This window comes from Stutzerimonas sp. (genome assembly GCF_982611455.1).
The window spans coordinates 12,716-31,667 of sequence record NZ_CEXBBO010000015.1 but is presented as its reverse complement, the minus strand read 5'-3'; the positions used below and the strand labels follow the sequence as shown (position 1 = coordinate 31,667).

At 59.0% G+C, this 18,952-nt stretch carries 17 protein-coding genes; 11 read left to right on the top strand and 6 right to left on the bottom strand.

All coding sequences use genetic code 11. The annotated features are described in order from the left end of the window. The first annotated feature begins 47 nt into the window (after positions 1 to 47). Positions 48 to 1,052, top strand: a complete 1,005-nt coding sequence (locus tag AC2LD7_RS11080; protein ID WP_484597786.1) for a TRAP transporter substrate-binding protein — start codon at positions 48 to 50, stop codon at positions 1,050 to 1,052. Positions 1,053 to 1,367: 315 nt separating this feature from the next. On the opposite strand, the gene AC2LD7_RS11075 is transcribed toward AC2LD7_RS11080, so the two are convergent. Both AC2LD7_RS11075 and AC2LD7_RS11070 read right to left on the bottom strand, forming a co-directional pair. After that, positions 1,368 to 1,775 (bottom strand): PA2817 family protein, encoded by a 408-nt coding sequence (locus AC2LD7_RS11075; RefSeq protein ID WP_484597785.1) that lies wholly within the window; start codon positions 1,773 to 1,775, stop codon positions 1,368 to 1,370. Positions 1,776 to 2,075: 300 nt separating this feature from the next. Continuing rightward, on the bottom strand, positions 2,076 to 4,523 hold the full coding sequence (locus AC2LD7_RS11070; RefSeq protein ID WP_484597784.1) for an acyl-CoA dehydrogenase: 2,448 nt from the start codon (positions 4,521 to 4,523) through the stop codon (positions 2,076 to 2,078). Between the two features lie 518 nt (positions 4,524 to 5,041). Between AC2LD7_RS11070 and AC2LD7_RS11065 the strand changes: the two genes are divergently transcribed. The 3 genes from AC2LD7_RS11065 to queF all read left to right on the top strand — a co-directional run bounded on the left by AC2LD7_RS11065 (position 5,042) and on the right by queF (position 7,734). Further along, positions 5,042 to 5,974, top strand: coding sequence for an ABC transporter ATP-binding protein (locus AC2LD7_RS11065; protein WP_484597783.1), 933 nt, complete (start codon positions 5,042 to 5,044; stop codon positions 5,972 to 5,974). Beyond that, positions 5,971 to 6,750 (top strand): ABC transporter permease, encoded by a 780-nt coding sequence (locus AC2LD7_RS11060; RefSeq protein WP_484597782.1) that lies wholly within the window; start codon positions 5,971 to 5,973, stop codon positions 6,748 to 6,750. Before AC2LD7_RS11065 ends, AC2LD7_RS11060 begins: the two co-directional genes overlap by 4 nt. 153 nt (positions 6,751 to 6,903) lie before the next feature. Continuing rightward, positions 6,904 to 7,734 carry an NADPH-dependent 7-cyano-7-deazaguanine reductase QueF gene (gene queF, locus AC2LD7_RS11055; protein WP_484597781.1) on the top strand — a complete coding sequence of 277 codons (831 nt, stop codon included), beginning with the start codon at positions 6,904 to 6,906 and terminating at the stop codon, positions 7,732 to 7,734. A gap of 87 nt (positions 7,735 to 7,821) precedes the next feature. On the opposite strand, the gene AC2LD7_RS11050 is transcribed toward queF, so the two are convergent. After that, the gene (locus AC2LD7_RS11050; protein ID WP_484597780.1) at positions 7,822 to 8,088 is read right to left on the bottom strand and encodes a DUF4404 family protein; all 267 of its coding nucleotides are present in this window, start codon (positions 8,086 to 8,088) and stop codon (positions 7,822 to 7,824) included. A gap of 222 nt (positions 8,089 to 8,310) precedes the next feature. Here AC2LD7_RS11050 and AC2LD7_RS11045 point away from each other — a divergent pair, with 222 nt between their 5' ends. Then, positions 8,311 to 9,012 (top strand): MlaA family lipoprotein, encoded by a 702-nt coding sequence (locus AC2LD7_RS11045; protein ID WP_484597779.1) that lies wholly within the window; start codon positions 8,311 to 8,313, stop codon positions 9,010 to 9,012. Between the two features lie 88 nt (positions 9,013 to 9,100). On the opposite strand, the gene AC2LD7_RS11040 is transcribed toward AC2LD7_RS11045, so the two are convergent. After that, positions 9,101 to 9,400 (bottom strand): PilZ domain-containing protein, encoded by a 300-nt coding sequence (locus AC2LD7_RS11040; RefSeq protein WP_484597778.1) that lies wholly within the window; start codon positions 9,398 to 9,400, stop codon positions 9,101 to 9,103. A gap of 205 nt (positions 9,401 to 9,605) precedes the next feature. On the opposite strand from AC2LD7_RS11040, the gene rssB reads away from it, so the two are divergent. Then, a complete protein-coding gene (gene rssB / locus AC2LD7_RS11035; RefSeq protein ID WP_484597850.1) occupies positions 9,606 to 10,790 on the top strand; it encodes a two-component system response regulator RssB in 1,185 nt (394 codons plus the stop codon). Next, on the top strand, positions 10,787 to 11,269 hold the full coding sequence (gene rssC, locus AC2LD7_RS11030) for an anti-sigma factor antagonist RssC (protein WP_484597777.1): 483 nt from the start codon (positions 10,787 to 10,789) through the stop codon (positions 11,267 to 11,269). Before rssB ends, rssC begins: the two co-directional genes overlap by 4 nt. 170 nt (positions 11,270 to 11,439) lie before the next feature. Here the strand turns inward: rssC and tal are convergent, their stop codons facing one another. Together tal and dusA are read right to left on the bottom strand one after the other, a co-directional pair. After that, positions 11,440 to 12,360, bottom strand: a complete 921-nt coding sequence (tal, locus tag AC2LD7_RS11025; protein WP_484597776.1) for a transaldolase — start codon at positions 12,358 to 12,360, stop codon at positions 11,440 to 11,442. A gap of 127 nt (positions 12,361 to 12,487) precedes the next feature. Beyond that, complete coding sequence (gene dusA, locus AC2LD7_RS11020) at positions 12,488 to 13,465, bottom strand: tRNA dihydrouridine(20/20a) synthase DusA (RefSeq protein WP_484597775.1); 978 nt, start codon at positions 13,463 to 13,465, stop codon at positions 12,488 to 12,490. A gap of 398 nt (positions 13,466 to 13,863) precedes the next feature. On the opposite strand from dusA, the gene AC2LD7_RS11015 reads away from it, so the two are divergent. Genes AC2LD7_RS11015 through AC2LD7_RS11000 form a run of 4 tightly spaced genes read left to right on the top strand, consistent with a single transcriptional unit; the run spans position 13,864 to position 18,818 of the window. After that, positions 13,864 to 15,192 carry a lysine N(6)-hydroxylase/L-ornithine N(5)-oxygenase family protein gene (locus AC2LD7_RS11015; RefSeq protein ID WP_484597774.1) on the top strand — a complete coding sequence of 443 codons (1,329 nt, stop codon included), beginning with the start codon at positions 13,864 to 13,866 and terminating at the stop codon, positions 15,190 to 15,192. Continuing rightward, positions 15,189 to 16,385 (top strand): MFS transporter, encoded by a 1,197-nt coding sequence (locus tag AC2LD7_RS11010; protein ID WP_484597773.1) that lies wholly within the window; start codon positions 15,189 to 15,191, stop codon positions 16,383 to 16,385. Before AC2LD7_RS11015 ends, AC2LD7_RS11010 begins: the two co-directional genes overlap by 4 nt. Then, complete coding sequence (locus AC2LD7_RS11005; RefSeq protein ID WP_484597772.1) at positions 16,375 to 16,947, top strand: GNAT family N-acetyltransferase; 573 nt, start codon at positions 16,375 to 16,377, stop codon at positions 16,945 to 16,947. Before AC2LD7_RS11010 ends, AC2LD7_RS11005 begins: the two co-directional genes overlap by 11 nt. 5 nt (positions 16,948 to 16,952) lie before the next feature. Further along, positions 16,953 to 18,818 carry an IucA/IucC family protein gene (locus tag AC2LD7_RS11000; RefSeq protein ID WP_484597771.1) on the top strand — a complete coding sequence of 622 codons (1,866 nt, stop codon included), beginning with the start codon at positions 16,953 to 16,955 and terminating at the stop codon, positions 18,816 to 18,818. The last annotated feature ends 134 nt before the right edge of the window (positions 18,819 to 18,952 follow it).

Genomic DNA, 18,952 nt, shown 5'->3' with positions numbered 1-18,952 from the left:
GCTCGTAAAAAGCGTACCAACCGACAAAAACAAAAGGGTGCTACCAAATGTTAAAAATGAATCTCAAGGCGCTTGCCTGCGCGCTTTCCCTAACCATAACCGGGCTGGCTCAGGCCGCCGAGACAGCGTCCGCTCCCATTGTTATCAAGTTCGCTCATGTGGTGGCGGATAACACGCCGAAAGGGCAGGGCGCACTGCTGTTCAAAAAGCTCGCCGAGGAGCGCCTGGGGGATCGGGTCAAGGTCGAGGTCTATCCAAATTCCTCGTTGTTCGGCGATGGCAAGGAGATGGAGGCACTGCTGCTCGGTGATGTGCAGCTGCTGGCGCCTTCTCTGGCCAAGTTCGAGCAGTACGCCAAACCCGTCCAGATCTTCGACCTGCCGTTCCTGTTCGACAATATCGCAGCGGTCGACCGCTTTCAGGCAAGCCCGCATGGTCAGGGGCTGCTGAGCAGCATGGAGGACAAGGGCATCACCGGCCTGGCTTACTGGCACAACGGCATGAAGCAGTTGTCGTCCAATAAGCCGATGTACGAGCCCAAGGATGCGCGCGGCCTGAAATTCCGTGTGCAGGCCTCCAACGTGCTCGACGAGCAGTTCAAGGCACTGCGCGCCAATCCGCGCAAGATGAGCTTCGCCGAGGTTTACCAGGGACTGCAGACCGGTGTGGTCAATGGTACCGAAAACACCTGGTCGAATTACTTCAGCCAGAAGGTGCATGAAGTGCAGCCGTACTTCACCCACACGGAGCACGGCGTGATCGACTACATGGTGATCACCAATACCAAGTTCTGGAAAGGGCTGCCGGATGATGTTCGTAGCGAGCTGAAAGCGATCATGGATGAGGTCACCGTCGAGGTTAACCGCCAGGCTGACGACCTGAACCGCGAAGCGCGTGATGCGATCGCCAAGGCAGGCACCAGCGAAATCATCGAACTGACCCCCGAACAGCGCGCCAAGTGGCGTGAGGCGATGCAGCCGGTGTGGAAGAAGTTCGAAGGCGACATCGGTGCCGATTTGATCGAGGCGGCACAAGCGTCTAACCAGCCGTAAGGCAAAGAACGAGCTGCGGTGCATAACATTGCACTGCGGCTCTGGATGCCAGAACTAGGATAAAAAATCCTCCGCTCAACACGGAACCGGCGGTCGATCCGATGTAGCGAGGGGCTTGGCCTTGCCGTTACTCGTGATTTGACGGCCGTTGCCGCCCCCGCGCGCGCCCATGCAGAAAACCGTCACCACGCGTTCACGCTTGCGGATTCTTGCGGTGGGTTTTGCTGTTCCTTCATGATTTCCAGCAGAGCCTTCAAAGCTTTCGGGCGGCTCGGACCGCGCCATTGGAACAAGCGACGCGGTATGGCCTATGGCTTAGTGCCGGGGGCCTTCTTCGGGCATGGTCATCAGTTGCTTTTCCATATTCCAGTCGAACGGCTCTTCGTTCTGCTCGGCTTCGTAGCGGCGTTCTTCCAGGCGCTGGAACAATTCGATCTCTTCGTCCGGCATGAAGTGCAGGCAGTCGCCGCCGAAGAACCACAGCAGGTCACGTGGCACCAGGTGAGCGATCTGCGGGTAACGGTGGAAGACCTGGCAAATCATGTCCTGGCCCATATGCCGTTCTTCAGGCACGTCTTTGAGATTCATGATCAGTTCGTCGAAGCGTTCGAGAAACAGCGCATGGCTCTCTTCGGATACCTGTTCGGTTTCACCCATGGCAAGCAGGATGCCGCGCAGATGGGCCAGCAATGCCAGGTTGTGATCGTGATAGGGGTTGGCCATGGTTCACCTGTGTCGGTTTGGGCGCGCGATTATAGGGTTCGGCGCGTTCAGTTGGGTGTCTTTAGTTGACTCGCGAGTGGGGTACGGGGTTCGGTGCACGTTGGGTCGGTACGCTGTTGGAATGACCGATGGACGATTGGGAGGCTCTGTTTTTAAGCGCTGCCTCGGCGGCGCTCGATGCGGAGCGTCTGTGCTTGCATACCCACGCGGGAATGTGGACACGATCAGGCGATGAGCGTCATTGAAAAGAAGGCGCGCCTCGGGGCGAAGCTTTTGACTTCGCTGAGGCGAGCCGAACAGCTATCGAATCCGGCCGAGCTGTAGTTCAAGCTCCTCTTTGCTGAAGTCGTCCACGTCGATGACTTTGCGTCTGGCGGCTTCGGCGCTGCGCAATTGTGCAGCTTCGTCATCGTTGAGTACGCCAGCTGCCACAGCTGCAGCGATCGGGTCTTGCGCCGCGGTTGGCTTGAAATTTCCATCCTTGAGCGCTTTGTGCAGCTTCTTCTGTATCGGCTGCGTGGCGGCTAGCGTGTCGAACGCGTCTCGTAGCGCTCCGAAGGCCTCATCGGTGCCTTGCGGGCGGTATACGCCCTCCAGAATTTGCTCCAATGCTGGATCGCCTTCTGGACGTCCGAGGATGGCGGCGACCTCCGCATCCAGTTCATCGGATGGTCCCTTGTGTCGCGCACCGAAGGGGAATACCAGCACGTGCAACACGCCACCAAGCAACCGGTTGGGGAAATTCGCCAAAGTGCCGGCCAATGCTTCCTCGGCTTTGCAGAGGCAATCTTCCAAAGCCCAGCGCAGCAGCGGTGCTTGCTCCACGGGATGGCCAAGATCGTGGTAACGCTTGAGCGCGGCGGACGCCAGATACAGATGGCTTAGCACGTCACCGAGCCGGGCCGACAAGCGTTCGCGGCGCTTCAGCTCGCCGCCCAGGAGCATCATGGAGAGATCCGCGAGCATGGCGAATGCCGCCGCAATCCGATCCAGCGCGCGGAAGTAGGGACGGGTCAGTTCAGTGCCCGGCGCTTTGCCGAGCAAACCGAAGGTCAGCCCGAGCACCAGCGTGCTGGCGGTGTTGCTGACGGCGAAGCCGATGTGTTGCATCAACAACTTGTCGAATTTCGCCACAGCGGCATCGCGGTCGGGCTCGTGAACCAGTTCCATTTCGCGCAGTACGAACGGATGGCAGCGAATCGCGCCCTGGCCGAAAATCATCAGGTTGCGCGAAAGAATGTTCGCGCCCTCGACCGTGATGGAGATCGGCGCAGACAACCACAGGCGGCCCAGGTAATTGTTCGGGCCCATGATGATGCCCTTGCCACCATGAATGTCCATGGCGTCGGTGACGCATTCGCGGCCACGTTCGGTGAGGTGGTATTTGAGGATGGCCGAGAGGACCGAGGGCTTTTCGCCCAGATCGACTGCGTTGGCCGTCAGGATTCGCGCGCTGTCCATCAGCCAGGCGTTACCGCCGATGCGGGCCAGGGGCTCCTGGATGCCTTCGAAAGCGGCCAGCGGTACGTTGAATTGCTCTCGGATTTGCGTATAACGGCCGCTGACATAGCTGCACGCCTTAGCAGCGCTGACGCCTGTTGCCGGTAGCGAGATGGAACGGCCGACAGACAGGCAGTTCATCAGCATCATCCAGCCTTTGCCGATCATGTCGCGCCCGCCGATGATGGCTTCCAGCGGTACGAATACGTCCTTGCCCCAGTTCGGGCCGTTCATGAAGGCGGCGCCCAACGGCAGATGGCGACGGCCGATCTCGACGCCGGCGGTGTCGGTGGGTATCAAGGCCAGGCTGATGCCGAGTTCTTCTTCTTCACCGAGCAGGTGTTCGGGATCGTAGGTCTTGAAGGCGACGCCCAGCAGCGTTGCGACCGGGCCGAGGGTGATATAGCGCTTCTCCCAGTTCAGGCGCAGTCCGACGACTTCTTCTCCTTGCCATTGGCCCTTGCAGATCACGCCGCTGTCGTTCATGGCGCCAGCGTCGGAGCCGGCGTAGGGACCGGTCAATGCGAAGCAGGGAATGTCCGTGCCGTTGGCCAGGCGCGGCAGGTAATGGTTGCGTTGTTCATCGGTGCCGTAGTGCATCAGCAGCTCGGCCGGCCCGAGCGAGTTGGGCACCATCACCGTGCTGGCGAGATCGCCGCTGCGCGTGGCCAGCTTCATCACGACTTGCGAGTGCGCATAGGCTGAGAAACCTCTACCGCCGTACTCCTTGGGAATGATCAGGGCGAAGAAGCCTTCGGCCTTAATGTAATCCCATGCTTCCTGCGGGAGATCCAGGCGCTGCCCGATGTCCCAGTCGTTGACCATGGCGCAAAGCGATTCGGTGGGACCGTCGATGAAGGCCTGTTCCTCTTCGGTGAGCGTTGCTTTCGGATAGCCGAGAAGGGTGTCCCAGTTCGGCCTGCCGCTGAACAATTCGCCGTCCCACCAGACGCTACCAGCATCGATGGCGTCGCGTTCGGTGTCGGAAATGGGCGGCAGGACTTTTTTGAACCAGTCGAACATCGGGCCGCTGAAATATTTGATGCGCAAGTCGGTTACCAACAGTGGTACCGCGACCACGATCAGAGCGAGCCAGAGGATCACCATCAACCAAACCGGGCTTTCATCGGCTGCGCCCATGAGCACCAGATACGCCGCGACCATGGCCAGCGCGGGTACGGGCGACACCCGAAGATGAGCGATCAGGGCGATGCCGAGCAGTAACACGAGCAGCCAGAGCAGAGTCATAGGTTTTCCTTGTTGAGCGAACGGCGTCCTACTTGAGCATAGGCTTTCGGAGCAGATCGGGATAAGAGAACGGTTGATACGATTGGTTTCAAGTAATGACCGGACCGGGCAAGGTGAGTTCTGAAATGACCCGAGGGGGTGTGATGATAACTGCAGGTGCGAGTGGAATCAGAAGCGAGAGGGATCGCGGCGAAACGGGTTTTCCATGACGTTGAGCGGCGCTTCGCGTCCCAGCGACGCAGAGCGCCACGGGCTGCGTTCCGAGAATTAGCAAGTGACGATGGGAGGCCCGACCTCGGAGCGAAGCTTGTTGTACTTGGCGGGCCCGTGGCCTGCATTCGCCGCGGGGCGCGCCTCCTACAAAAACGGTGAGGGGCGGCTTTAGGCTTTATCGTGGGAGGCCCGACCTCGGGGCGAAGGTTTGCATGGCTGGGCATCGTCGAAGGCGCATCGTAGTTGCAATCGATCGATGCAGCCCTTATCTATTCTGAATCTCTCCGCGTTGTGTGCATTTTTCTATGAGTACTGCTCTGTCCATTCGGCAGTTGACCAAGGTTTACGGAAACGGCTTCGAGGCCCTCAAGGGCATCGATCTGGATGTGGCCGAAGGCGACTTCTTTGCATTGCTAGGGCCTAACGGCGCTGGCAAGTCCACCACCATCGGCATTCTTTCCACGCTGGTAAACAAGACTGGCGGCACGGTCAATGTGTTCGGCCATGATCTTGATCGCGACCCCGGCAGGCTCAAGCGTTGTCTGGGTGTGGTGCCTCAGGAGTTCAACTTCAACCAGTTCGAGAAAGCCTTCGACATTCTCGTCACGCAAGCCGGGTACTACGGCATTCCGTCGAAGGTAGCCAAGGAGCGCGCCGAGCAATACCTCAACCAGTTGGGCCTGTGGGACAAGCGCGACGTATCCTCGCGGATGCTGTCCGGCGGCATGAAGCGCCGTCTGATGATTGCGCGCGCGCTGATTCACCGGCCGCGGCTGTTGATCCTCGATGAGCCCACCGCAGGCGTGGATATCGAGCTGCGGCGCTCGATGTGGTCGTTTCTCACCGAGCTCAACCGCGAAGGCATCACCATCATTCTCACCACGCACTACCTGGAAGAGGCCGAGCAGTTGTGTCGCAACATCGGCATCATCGATCACGGCCGGATCGTCAAGAACACCAGCATGCGCGAGCTGCTCAAGCAATTGCATGTCGAGACCTTCCTGCTCGACTTGAAGGAATCGCAGCTGGTGCCGCCGGAGCTGGGCAACTACCCAGCGCGGCTGGTCGACCATCACACCCTTGAGGTGCAGGTGGACAAGAGCCAGGGTGTGACCGATCTGTTTCGCCTATTGGCGGCGCAAGGCATCGAGGTGCTGAGCCTGCGCAACAAGACCAACCGTCTGGAGGAACTGTTCGTGTCGATGGTGGAGAACAATCTGCCCAAGGTGGCCAAATGAACGCAGAATTCCAGCCCAACCTGGTTGCCCTGCAAACCATCGTCCACCGTGAGATTCGCCGCTACACCCGCATCTGGCCGCAAACCCTGCTGCCCCCGGCCATCACCATGGTGCTGTACTTCGTCATCTTCGGAAATCTGATCGGCGCGCGAATCGGTGAAATGGGCGGCTTCACTTATATGGAGTACATCGTGCCCGGGCTGATCATGATGTCAGTGATCACCAACTCCTACAGCAATGTGGTCTCGAGCTTTTTCAGCAGCAAATTCCAGCGCTCCATCGAAGAACTGCTGGTCTCGCCGGTCTCGCCGCACGTAATTCTTATCGGTTTCGCCTTGGGTGGGATTACACGCGGGCTGGCGGTCGCATTGATCGTCACCTTGCTATCGATGTTCTTTACCGACCTTCAGGTTCATCATTTAGGCATTACGCTGCTGGTCATTACGCTGACATCGACCATCTTCGCTCTGGGCGGCTTCATCAATGCCGTTTTTGCACGAAATTTCGATGACATCTCGATCATCCCGACCTTCGTGCTGACGCCGCTGACCTATTTGGGTGGCGTGTTCTATTCGATCAATCTGCTATCGCCGTTCTGGCAGACCTTGTCACTGGCCAACCCCATCCTGCATATGGTCAATGCGTTCCGTTATGGCATTCTCGGCGTGTCGGATATCCGTATTGGTATTGCCATCAGCTTCATGGTGGTTGCCACGGTGCTGATGTATCTGTGGTGTATCCGGTTGCTCCAGAGTGGCCGTGGCATGCGCCAGTAGCAACGTGCCAATGCCATGTTTTAGCTGCTGAAGGGCGATGCGTTCGTTGCTTCGCCTCGCGACCCTGCGCAACCTTTCGGGCAGGGCTCGCGGTGGTGATAAACATGGCGAGAACCGCTACACTTGTGCTCGTTTTTTGTACAGGTCCCTGCCATGCAACATCCCGCCGAACTTTCGCCGCTGGGCAAATCCAGCGCTTATGTCGCAACCTACAGCCCCGAGCAACTGTTTCCCATTTCGCGCGCACCCAAGTGGGCAGAGCTGGGGCTGACGGCTGAAACATTGCCATATCGCGGCGTGGACATCTGGAACTGCTATGAGCTGTCCTGGCTGCTGCCGTCAGGCAAGCCGGTCGTTGCCATCGGTGAATTCGCAATCCCAGCCGATTCGCCGAATATCATCGAGTCCAAGTCGTTCAAGCTCTATCTGAATTCGCTGAATCAATCGGTATTCGAAAGCCGTGAGGCTTTGGTTGCGGTGATGACGAAGGATCTCTCCGCGGCGGCTGGGAAACCGGTCGAGGTGCGGCTGCGCACGTTGGATGAGGTGGCCGAAGAGGGGATTGCGCGGCTACCTGGACGATGTGTCGATGAGCTGGATGTAGCGATCGACCATTACGACTCGCCAAGAACCGATTTGCTGCGCTGCGATGCCGAACGTCAGATCGAGGAATGTCTGCATAGCCATTTACTCAAATCCAATTGCCCGGTCACCGGGCAGCCGGACTGGGGAACAATGGTGGTTGACTATCGCGGCGCAGCGCTGGATCCGAAGAGTCTGCTCGCCTATCTGGTGAGTTTTCGTCAGCACGCGGATTTCCACGAGCAATGCGTAGAACGCATTTTTCTGGACTTGCAGCGGTTGCTGAAACCGGAGCGTCTAAGCGTGTATGCACGTTATGTGCGCCGCGGCGGGCTGGATATCAATCCCTACCGCAGTACCGAGGCTCTTACTCTAAGCAACGGCCGCCTCGTGAGGCAGTAAGCGTCGGCTATCAAGCGGGAGACGAGACGATCGCACAGGCATTGCGTCGTTCCCGTCCAGCCTCTAGCGCCGTAGGCGGCTCGCTCTTTATATCCCCATGTTCGCCAGCGTCTGCATGATGTTGCGCAGCGTCATGGCGGTATTGGGGTGGCTGACCTCGAAGCGCTCTACCGCCAGGTTGACGCCATCGACCAGCGAATCGTTTTGGTCGACTACGCCCTGGTTCGCCAGGCGTAGCTCAATGTCCTGGGCAATCGCCTGTAGCGACGCACGTTCCTCTTCTGTCAGCGGTGTGTCCTGGGCCAGCTGACTACGCAACTCCGCAAGCTGCGACTGCAGATCATGTTCCGGCATATTGCTTCCCTCTGTGGTTTTTTTGACGACAAGTCCGCCAGCGCTCGATATGAAGAAGGGTAAACCAGCGGTCTGGGCTTGTCCTTCTCTTTGAGGGCGGTGGAGCCAGCGAAGTTCGTTCGGCATCCGCATGTCTGTCCGCTGCCGGAAATCCCCCGAATGGATTTATACTGCTGCGCTTTGATGGGCAGACGCCACCATTCGGATAAGGGGAAGGCCGCGATGCAAGTGATCGGCAAGGATTGGATCGGTTATTTCAGAGTCACGCTCGTCGCAGCGCTGACGGTATTTGGCGCGTCGTCGTTGCAGGCAGCCGAGGAGGACCCGTGGGAAGGCGTCAACCGCGTGGTGTTCGACTTCAACGACAAGGTGGACACCTACACGCTCAAGCCGCTGGCTCAGGGCTACCAGAAGGTCACCCCGAATTTTCTCGAAGATGGCATCGGCAACGTGTTCAGCAACCTGGGTGATGTCGTGGTGCTGACCAACGATCTGCTGCAAGGCAAGGTCCGCGATGCCGGCATCGACACCAGCCGCATCCTCTTCAACAGCACATTCGGCGTGCTGGGCTTCTTCGATGTCGCGACCCGTATGGGCCTGCAGAAAAATGACGAGGACTTCGGTCAGACCCTGGGTGCCTGGGGACTGGGTAGCGGCCCCTATGTCGTGTTGCCTCTGCTTGGGCCGAGCACCGTGCGCGACGCGGCGGGACGTGTGCCTGATTCCTTCCTGCAGCCATATCCCCACATGGATCACGTACCAACCCGTAACGTGACGCGAGCGGTGAACGTGGTCGACCTGCGTGCAGGCCTACTCTCAGCCGAGAAGATGATTACTGGAGACAAGTACATCTTCGTTCGCAACGCCTATCTGCAAAACCGCGAGTTCCGCACGCAGGACGGCCAAGTCGAAGACGACTTCTGATACACGCCACCCCCAAAGCGCTGCGTTGGGGGTGAGTCACTAGACGCTTCGGGTCGAGTCTTGCAAACAAGGCTTTGGCGCTGAGTGCTTAGCTCATCGACAGAATCGCCAGGCCGAGACTCTGCCGACCATCGGCATGCGAGTCGACCCGCACGACTTCTGTTTCAGCATCCAGTCCCTTCAGTTCGTTGTGCTCGGAAGGGATATGTACCCGGACCTTGTCACCCATCTGCAAGCTGGTCGCTGCGATCACCTGCATGCCTGTGCTTGAGAGGTCCAGACAGACCGCATCGTAGCTCTGATCGCCCTGCATAAGGCTAATTGCCGTCTCGATCTGCATACGGATGAAGTCGCGTTTTTCGCTGTAGTCCCGATCACCCTGGGTCATTATTTTTGTCCTTCACGTTTTGGTTTCGCCAGTTCTTATAACGCCCGTTGATTGAGCCTGTAAAGCACAGGCGGAGCGGCGGCGCCTGGCTTGAAACAGATGTCGTATGGGAGTACCGTCTGCGCCTTGAAAAGATCCCATGCCCAGCGCTCGCGCGGGGCCGATGCTTTCGCCAATCATCCTGGCGATACCGCCTGGTAGGAACATGCACAACCCAAGCGCGACGCTACTGATCATAGATGACGACGATGTGGTACGAGCCAGTCTGGCCGCCTATCTGGATGACAGTGGTTTCAAAGTTTTGCAAGCACCCAACGGGCCGCTGGGCATGGAGCTGTTTGACGCCGAGCACCCGGATCTGGTGATTTGCGATCTGCGCATGCCGCAGATGGATGGCCTGGAGCTGATCCGGCTGATTAGTGAACGTCAGGCCGACCTTCCCGTCATTGTAGTGTCCGGTGCCGGCGTCATGAGCGATGCTGTCGAAGCGCTGCGACTCGGCGCGGCCGACTACCTGATCAAACCCCTCGAAGATCTGGCAATGCTCGAACATGCGGTTCGTCGCGCGCTGGATCGTTCACGGCTGCGTCTGGAAAACCGACGCTATCGAGAGCAACTGGAAACAGCCAATCGCGATCTGCAAGCCAGCCTGCATTTATTGCAGGAAGATCAGGATGCCGGTCGGCAGGTTCAAATGAACATGTTGCCGGTCACTCCTTGCAGCCTCGATGATTTCCAGTTCGCCCACCAGATCATTCCATCTCTCTATCTCTCCGGCGATTTCGTCGATTATTTTCGGGTGGACGAGCATCGCATTGGCTTCTATCTGGCCGATGTTTCGGGCCACGGCGCCTCGTCGGCATTTGTCACAGTTCTGTTGAAGTTCATGACCACGCGTTTGCTATACGAGTCTCGTCGGGGCAGGACGCTACGTGAGTTCAAGCCGTCCGAGGTGCTCGACCACATCAATCGTGGGCTGATCAACTGCAAGCTCGGCAAGCACGTCACCATGCTTGGTGGGGTGATCGATCAAGAGCGCAACGTGTTGCACTACAGCATTGGCGGGCACCTGCCGATGCCAGTGCTATACAACGGTGATACCGCGAAATATCTGGAAGGACGGGGCTTGCCGGTTGGCCTGTTCGTCGAAGCGACCTACGATAACTATGAGATCGAGTTACCTGATTGCTTCAGCCTGACTCTGCTGTCCGATGGCATTTTGGACCTTTTGCCGGGGGAAGCGCTCAAAGACAAGGAAGCAGGGCTGCCCGGGCTGATTTCTGAAGCAGGCGGTACGTTGGATGGACTGCGGCGGGTCTTTGGCCTGGCCGATCTGGAGGATATGCCCGATGACATCGCGTTGTTGGTATTGAGCAGGAACCTTGCATGAGCACGGGTAAAATCCAGTTCGCCGAGCAGGACGGCACCTTCGTTCTCAAGTTCGTTGGCGAAATCCGGCTGACGCTTTGTTCGGCGCTGGACGCGACGATCGAGAAAATTTTTTCATCGCTGAATTTCTCATCGATCGTTATCGACCTCACCGAGAGCCGCAGCATCGACAGCACGACACTCGGCCTATTGGCCAAGTTATCGATTCTCTCTCGGCAAAAAGTCGGCATGTTACCAACCCTGGTCACCACCCACGCCGATATAACCCGTTTGCTGCATTCGATGGGTTTCGATCAGGTATTCAATATCGTCGACCAGCCGTTGCCGTCGCCCGAGCAATTGGCAGACCTGCCCAGCCAGGATCAGTCGGAAGACATTGTGAAGAACAAGGTGCTTGAGGCTCACCGTATCTTGATGAGCCTCAATGAATCCAACCGCGAGGCCTTTCGCGACCTCGTAACCGCGCTGGAGCGCTCCTGAGTCAGCGCTTGGCCCCTAGTGTCCTGAATCAGAAATTGGCTGTTCAATTCTGCCGGCGCATTTTGCCGCCGGACTACGTTGCCGCTCCTCGCCATAGCCCTGCTATGACTCGTCGCGGCGCCTTGCCCGACTACAAAATTCACTCGTCAGTTCTTGAACGAACTTCAGTTTCAGGACACTAGCAGCGCCTCAAGCTTCTCCTGATCACGAGCGAACTGGCGGATGCCCTCGGCCAGTTTCTCGGTCGCCATTGGATCTTCATTCATTCCCCAGCGGAAGCTGCCTTCATCCATTGCGACGCGCGCCTCGGATGCACGGCCTGGCGACAGCTTACGTTCCAGTGGACCTTCTTCCTGCGCCAGCTGCCCGAGTAATTCGGGACTGATCGTCAGACGATCGCAGCCTGCCAGCGCTTCGATCTGTCCCGAGTTGCGAAAGCTAGCTCCCATCACCACCGTCTTGTAGCCGTGCGCCTTGTAGTAATCGTAGATACGGCTGACCGACTTTACGCCGGGATCTTCGTCGCCGATGTAATCGCGGCCTTCCTGTTTCTTGTACCAATCGTAGATACGACCGACGAACGGCGAAATGAGGAACACCCCAGCTTCGGCGCAAGCCACCGCCTGGGTGAAGGAAAACAGCAGCGTCAGGTTGGTTTGAATCCCGGATTTCTCCAACTGTTCGGCGGCGCGGATGCCTTCCCACGTGGAGGCGAGCTTGATCAGCACGCGATCGCGGGATACCCCGGCCTGCTCGTAAAGACCGATCAGGCGTTCGCCGCGCTGCACCATCGCCTGGGTATCGAACGAAAGGCGTGCGTCGACTTCAGTGGAAATACGTCCGGGAATCAGCTTGAGGACTTCCTGGCCGACGGCGACCGCAAACAGATCGCAACCGAGACCGATATCACCGGCACAACGAGACATCGCCGCTTGCAGATGTTCGGCGTAACGGGGCAGGGCAGCGGCCTTGAGCAACAGCGACGGGTTGGTAGTGGCGTCGACCGGTTGCAGACGGGCGATGGCATCGAGGTCGCCAGTGTCGGCGACGACGGTGGTGAACTGCTTGAGTTGTTCCAGTTTAGACGTCATGGGTGCGTTTCATCCTCTGAGTTGGCATGACTTAACCCTAGGTGACCGAGCGGCTCAACGAGCGGACAGTCGGGCGGGACAGCACTTGGATTGAAAATGATCCCGGGTGTTCCTTGATTGCACGTTATCAGTGGCCTTCGAGCAGGCTAGTCGCCTGGTCTAGAAGCGCCAGTGGATCCTTGGCCTTGTGGATGTCGACGGAAAGCAGTTGGCGAAAACGTCGCGCACCGGGAAAGCCTTGTCCTAGTCCCAATACGTGGCGAGTGATGTGATGCATCGAACCGCCAGCATCCAGATGTCGTTGAATATACGGTCGCATCCGCCTCAACGCATCGGCGCGACTGATGACCGGCTCGTTGCTACCGAACAGTCTGGTGTCCACCTGCGCGAGCAGATAGGGATTGTGATATGCCTCGCGTCCGAGCATGACACCATCGAAATGCTTCAGGTGCGCCTCGCATTCCTCCAGGGTTTTGATGCCCCCGTTGAGAATGATCTCCAAATCCGGGAAATCCTCCTTAAGCTGGGCGGCCACGTCATACCGCAACGGAGGAACCTCACGGTTTTCCTTCGGCGACAGTCCTTCGAGAATGGCGATGCGTGCATGTACGGTAAAGCTGCGACAGCCTGCTTCACGCACCTGGCCGACGAAGTCGCAAAGCTCGGCATAACTGTCGCGCCCATTGATGCCGATACGGTGCTTGACCGTCACATCGATCCCGACAGCATCGCGCATCGCTTTTACGCAGTCGGCAACCAGTGCCGGATGCCCCATGAGGCACGCGCCGATCAGGTTGTTCTGCACGCGGTCGCTGGGACAGCCAACATTGAGATTGACCTCGTCGTAGCCAGCGTCTTCGGCCATCTTCGCGCAAGCCGCGAGATCCGCCGGCACACTGCCACCGAGCTGCAAGGCAAGGGGATATTCCGTCTCGTCATGACGCAGAAAGCGCTCGGCATCGCCATTGATCAGCGCGCCAGTCGTAACCATCTCCGTATACAGCAAGGCATGCCGGGACAGCTGCCTGAGAAAGAACCGGCAGTGCCTATCAGTCCAGTCCATCATGGGTGCGACGGAAAACCGGCGAGAGGGCGAAGAGCGCATGGCTGTTGGGTTTGAAGCTGGATTCTCTAGCATTCTGGCTGTTCGATTTACCACCGTTTCGTCTGTTTTTACCATTTTACGTACATCGTAGGACGTGAAATTTCAGCCCCGAGGGAGGCAGAGACGATACAGCGCGGCGGCCACGGAGTGGCGGGGTTGGGTATACCGCGCAGGTCATGATCAAGCGCGAAGGCGCGGTAGTTTATCAAGAAAGCTAGACCTTCGATCGCAAGCAAGCCGCACGTGACTGATCAAGCGTCGCGAGGCGCGAGCCGGCAGCCTGATGCCTAAAAAAGAGCGACCGAAAGGATATGCAGATGACAAGCATTTGTATTTGACAATGATTCGCATCGAAACTAGCCTCTTCGAACCTTGACAGGCCAGAGGATGCGGCACCGATGATCGATTCGCCATACGATTTCATTGCCATAGGCGTCGGGCCCTGCAATCTGGGGCTGGCTTGTTTGGCTGCTCCGCTGGAAGGCGTGCGCAGCCTGTTTCTCGAGAAGAAGAGCGACTTCAGCTGGCATCCGGGCATGCTGCTGGATGGCACGACGCTGCAGAATCCTTTTCTCGCCGATCTGGTGTCGATGGCCGATCCCACCAGTCCCTTGAGCTACCTCAATTACTGCAAGCTGCAAGGCCGGCTCTATAGCTATTACATCCGGGAAAACTGGTATCTCGCACGGCAGGAATTCGATCGCTACTGCAAATGGGCGGCCGCGCAATTGGACAACCTGCGCTTCGGGTATGAGGTGTTGGAGGTCTATTACGACCCGGGCCAGCCGGGCTATGTGGTGTCCGGCGTGGCGGACGGTGCGGCGTTCCAGTATCGCTGCAGAAAGCTGGTCGTCGGCATCGGTGGTGTGCCTCATCTTCCGCCGTGCTGCGACCCGGGCGATGCCAGGCAGCCGGTGCATACATCCGCTTATCTCTCCAACAAAGCCTCCCTCCAGCGTTGCCGGAATATCACGGTGATCGGAAGCGGGCAGAGCGGTGCGGAGGTCTACCACGACTTGCTGCAAGCCTCGGAGCAACACGGTTACAGCCTCAACTGGGTAACTCGCGCGTCACGTTTCTTCCAGATGGAAAGCGCGAAGCTGACTCTTGAACTGATCACACCCGACTACGGCGACTACTTCTATGACCTTGCGTCCGAGGTCAAGGCGCAGGTTATCGATGACCATCGCACCATCTACAACGGCATCAACCAGTCGCTGATCGAAAGTCTGTACGGCCTGCTAGACGAGCGTCGTCACCGTCAGGCACCGCCCACGCGGCTGTTGACCAACCTGGCGCTCGAGCGTTGTGCCCCGCTACCGGATGGCCAATGGGAGCTGCACTTCACACACACGCAACTTGGCCGCCGTTACCGTCACGTCACCGACGGGCTGGTGTTCGCCACCGGCTACCGTTATCAGGTGCCGCGCTTCGTTGAGGGCATACGCGAGCGCATTCGCTGGGACGAGGCGGGCCGCTACGCGCCGTCGCGGCACTGGGCGGTCGATCATGAGAATCGCGAAATCTACGTACAGAACGTCGGCCTGCACAGTCACGGGCTGGTCAATCCCGACCTCGGCCTGGCGTGTTTCCGAAATAGCCGTTTGTTGCTGGAACTGACCGGCAAGGACGCTTATCCCTGCGAGCCGCAAACCGCCTTCCAGGACTTCGCCCCACGCGATGGCAGCGGTTTCCTTCCGCTGGCGTCGCAGGTGGCAAGGTCATGACGCTGCGTACCACCATTCTGATCATGTCTGCGTTCGGCGTGATCAGCGATTCGATCCTGATTGCCTTCTATCCGCAGTTCTTCGAGCTGCGTTATGGCCTCACCAGCAAGGTGCATGTCGGCGCCTACATCGCCGCCATCTCCATCGCGGTGATGTGCATGCTACCGGTCTGGGCGCGTGTGGCGCGGCGCGTGGAAACCATGCACCTGCTGCTCTACACCCAATTTTCGGCTGCGATGTTCTGCCTGCTCGCGGCCTGGGCGCCGAACGCTCCGACGTACTGGCTGCTGACCATGCTGATGTTCATGACCAAGGCCAGCTACCTGCTGATGTTCCCCTACCTGATGCGCCTGGAGCCGCCGGAGAACCACAGTGTCACCATCGGCCTGCTGTCCGTGGTCGTGCATATCGGTGCGATCTTCGGGGCCGCGGCCGGCGGGCTGGCGTTGCAAGCGTACGGGCCGCAGTTTTGCGTCCTGCTGATGGCGGCGGGTGACTTCGCGCAGATGGGCTTGTGCCTATACCTGATCCGAACCGGCAGGGTGGTCAGGGTTCTGTCTGCGGACGAGAGTGCCACCGCGCCGGCTCCGCGGCGAACCCCAGAAGCCTTGTCGGCCCTGCTCAAGCTCTGCCTGCTGATGTTTCTGTTCGACTTCAGCGCGTATCTGGTGCGCCCGTTCTTTACCGTTTATTGGGAAGGGCGCACCGGTTTGCAGGAGCAGATGCTGACTGGCTTCGTCTTCGCCATTCCCGGCATCGTGGCGCTGGTGGCCCTGGCCGTCAGATATCTGGTCAAGAACCCGCCGCGCCTGCTCGACCACACGCTGTTCAACCTGTTGCTCGGAGCCGTGGGCTTGGCGTTGCAGGCCAGTCCCTCGATGGTGCTGATCATAGTAGGTCGCTGCCTCTATGGCTGGGCTCTGTACCAGGTGATCGTCAAGCTCGAAGTGACGCTGTTCAAGGTCAGCACACCCGATGTCTATGCCCGCGATTTCGGGGTAACCAACTTCTTTCAGAACCTGGGCGTGCTGCTGTCCTCGTTCAGCGCGGGATACCTGGTCAGCCTGATCGGCGTGCCTCTGACCTTCATCATTGCCGCGGCCGGCATGGTGCTGACTGCCGCGATCGACCGCGGCTGGTTCGGTGTCGACCGGCGCCACGCCCCGCTCCAGGAGCCTTGCCATGCAACCTGAACTCATCGCGCCGGTGATCAGGTGTCCCCAGACCCATCGCGACTTCGCTATTCGACCGCTGCGCCTCGACGAGGACGTGGCAGTGATCCAGCCCTGGTATCAGATGGATTATGCGCATTACTGGAACATGCAGAACATGAGCGTGGAGGCGACCCGCGACTTCTATATCGAGGCCGCTGCCAGCCACGGCCTGCAGGCGTACTTGGGTTTTTACCAGGACGCGCCGGCGTTCGTCATGGAATGTTACGACCCGCGTCGCGATCCGCTTGGCGAGCGTTACACGGTGAAGCCCGGTGACATCGGTATGCATTTCTTTGTCGGACCCGCCCGTCAATCCGTCCGACATTTCACCCGCGACGTGCTGCGCACCGTCATGGCGTTTCTTTTCGACGATCTGGCCGCCCGCCGCGTGGTGGTCGAGCCGGACGTCCGCAACACCAAGGTTCATCGCCTCAACCGGCTGGTCGGCTTCGTCGATGCCGGGCTCATCGAATTGCCCGGCAAGACCGCCCAGCTGGCGTTTTGTACACCCGCAGACTTCGCTCACTCACTGGAGGGATAAACCCCATGATGCCGACCCCGTGCCTGGAAAGCCCCGCCTCAGCCGTCACCCATCTGAGCCCTCAGGTGTGGCGCAAGGTCAATCGCCTGTTGGTGCGTAAAGCCATCGCCGAGTTCGCCCATGAGCAAGTATTCACTCCTCATCGAGTCGCGGATTCCGCCCGTGCAGGCTGGGCTTGTTATGAACTGCAGGCCGACACCCAGGGCTGCCTGTATCGTTTCGAGGCGCGCACGCTGGCGTTGCGTCACTGGCATGTGGATCCCGCGAGTATTGAATGTCGCTGCGACGGGCAAGTGCGCGAGGACCTCGATGCGCTGACCTTCGTCAACGACTTCAAGCACACCCTCGGCATCCCAGCCGACAAACTGCCGGTCTATCTGGACGAGATCAGCAGCACGCTCTTCGGTGCGGCCTACAAGCATGGACGCTCGGCCCTGAGCAGTGCCGAACTTGCGGATGCCGATTACCAGACGCTTGAAGCGGCGATGATCGAGGGCCATCCCGGTTTCGTCGCGAACAATGGCAGGCTGGGCTTCGATGCCATCGACTATCACAACTACGCGCCAGAAACCGGCGCGCGGTTCAGCATCGTCTGGCTGGCCGTACACAAGGATAACGCCCACTTCGCTTCCGTCCCCGAGCTGGATCACGAGGCGCTTTTACGAGAAGAACTAGGTGATCCGCAGCTCATCGCCTTCCGCGGTCAGCTCGCCGAACAGGGGCTGGATCCGGCGGACTACCTGTTCATGCCGACCCATCCCTGGCAGTGGTTCAACAAGCTCAGCATCATGTTCTCCGCTGACATCGCCATGCGGAAAATCGTCGCGCTCGGTACCAGTGAGGACCAGTACGTCGCGCAGCAATCGGTCCGGACCTACTTCAACCAGTCCCAGCCGCACCGCTGCTACGTTAAAACGTCGTTATCGGTACTGAACATGGGCTTCATGCGGGGGCTGTCGCCTTACTACATGGCGGGTACCCCGGCGATCAATGCCTATCTAGATCGACTCATCTCCAGCGATCCGGTGCTCCGTGACTATGGCTTCGGCATCCTGCGCGAGGTGGCCTCGGTGGATTATCGCAACCGCTATTACGAAGCGGCGCTGGAGCAGGACAGTCCCTACAAGAAGATGCTGTCCGCGCTGTGGCGCGAAAGTCCAATGAGTCGCCTGCGTTCTGGCGAGCGGCTGATGACCATGGCCGCGCTACTGCACGTCGACCCCGAGGGGAGCGCCCTGCTGCCCGAGCTGATGCGACGTTCGGGGCTGGCCCCCGTTCAATGGCTGCAGCAGTACCTCAAAGCGTTCCTGCAGCCGTTGATCCACTGTTTCTACGCCCACCATCTGGTGTTCATGCCACATGGCGAGAACCTCATTCTGGTACTCGAGGGGCACGTGCCCACGCGGGTATTCATGAAGGATATCGCCGAGGAATCGGCCATCCTCGACAAGGATGCCCAAATGCCCCAGGGGCTCGAACGGCTCGCGGTAGACGTGCCGGAGGACTACAAGATTCTCGGCATCTTCATCGATGTGTTCGACGGAGTGTTCCGCCACATGAGCCAGATCCTCGATGAGAACGGTTGCATGACCGAGACGGAGTTCTGGCGCACCGTCGCCGAGTCGGTCATCGACTATCAACACGCGCACCACGAACTACAGCATCGCTTCGATCGCTACGACTTCTTCGCGCCGACTTTCCTGCATTCGTGCCTCAACCGCCTGCAGCTGAAAAACAACCTGCAAATGGTGGACCTGGCCAACCCCGCCAGCAGCCTGATCATGGCCGAGCCGCTGGAAAACCCGGTGGCGCCTTTCGCGCCATCCCGCCGAGGAGCCGCACAAAGCGGAGAGGGTGTGCTTCAGCACTAGCACGTTGCATGTATCGGCCCCCAGCGGGGGCCAAACGTTGAACCCCATGGCGTCGCCAGGCGGGGAAGGGGTTCGTATGCCTTGCGAAACCTTCCGGCGACGTCCCGGATTGCCTCGAAGATGCCGGACGGCCC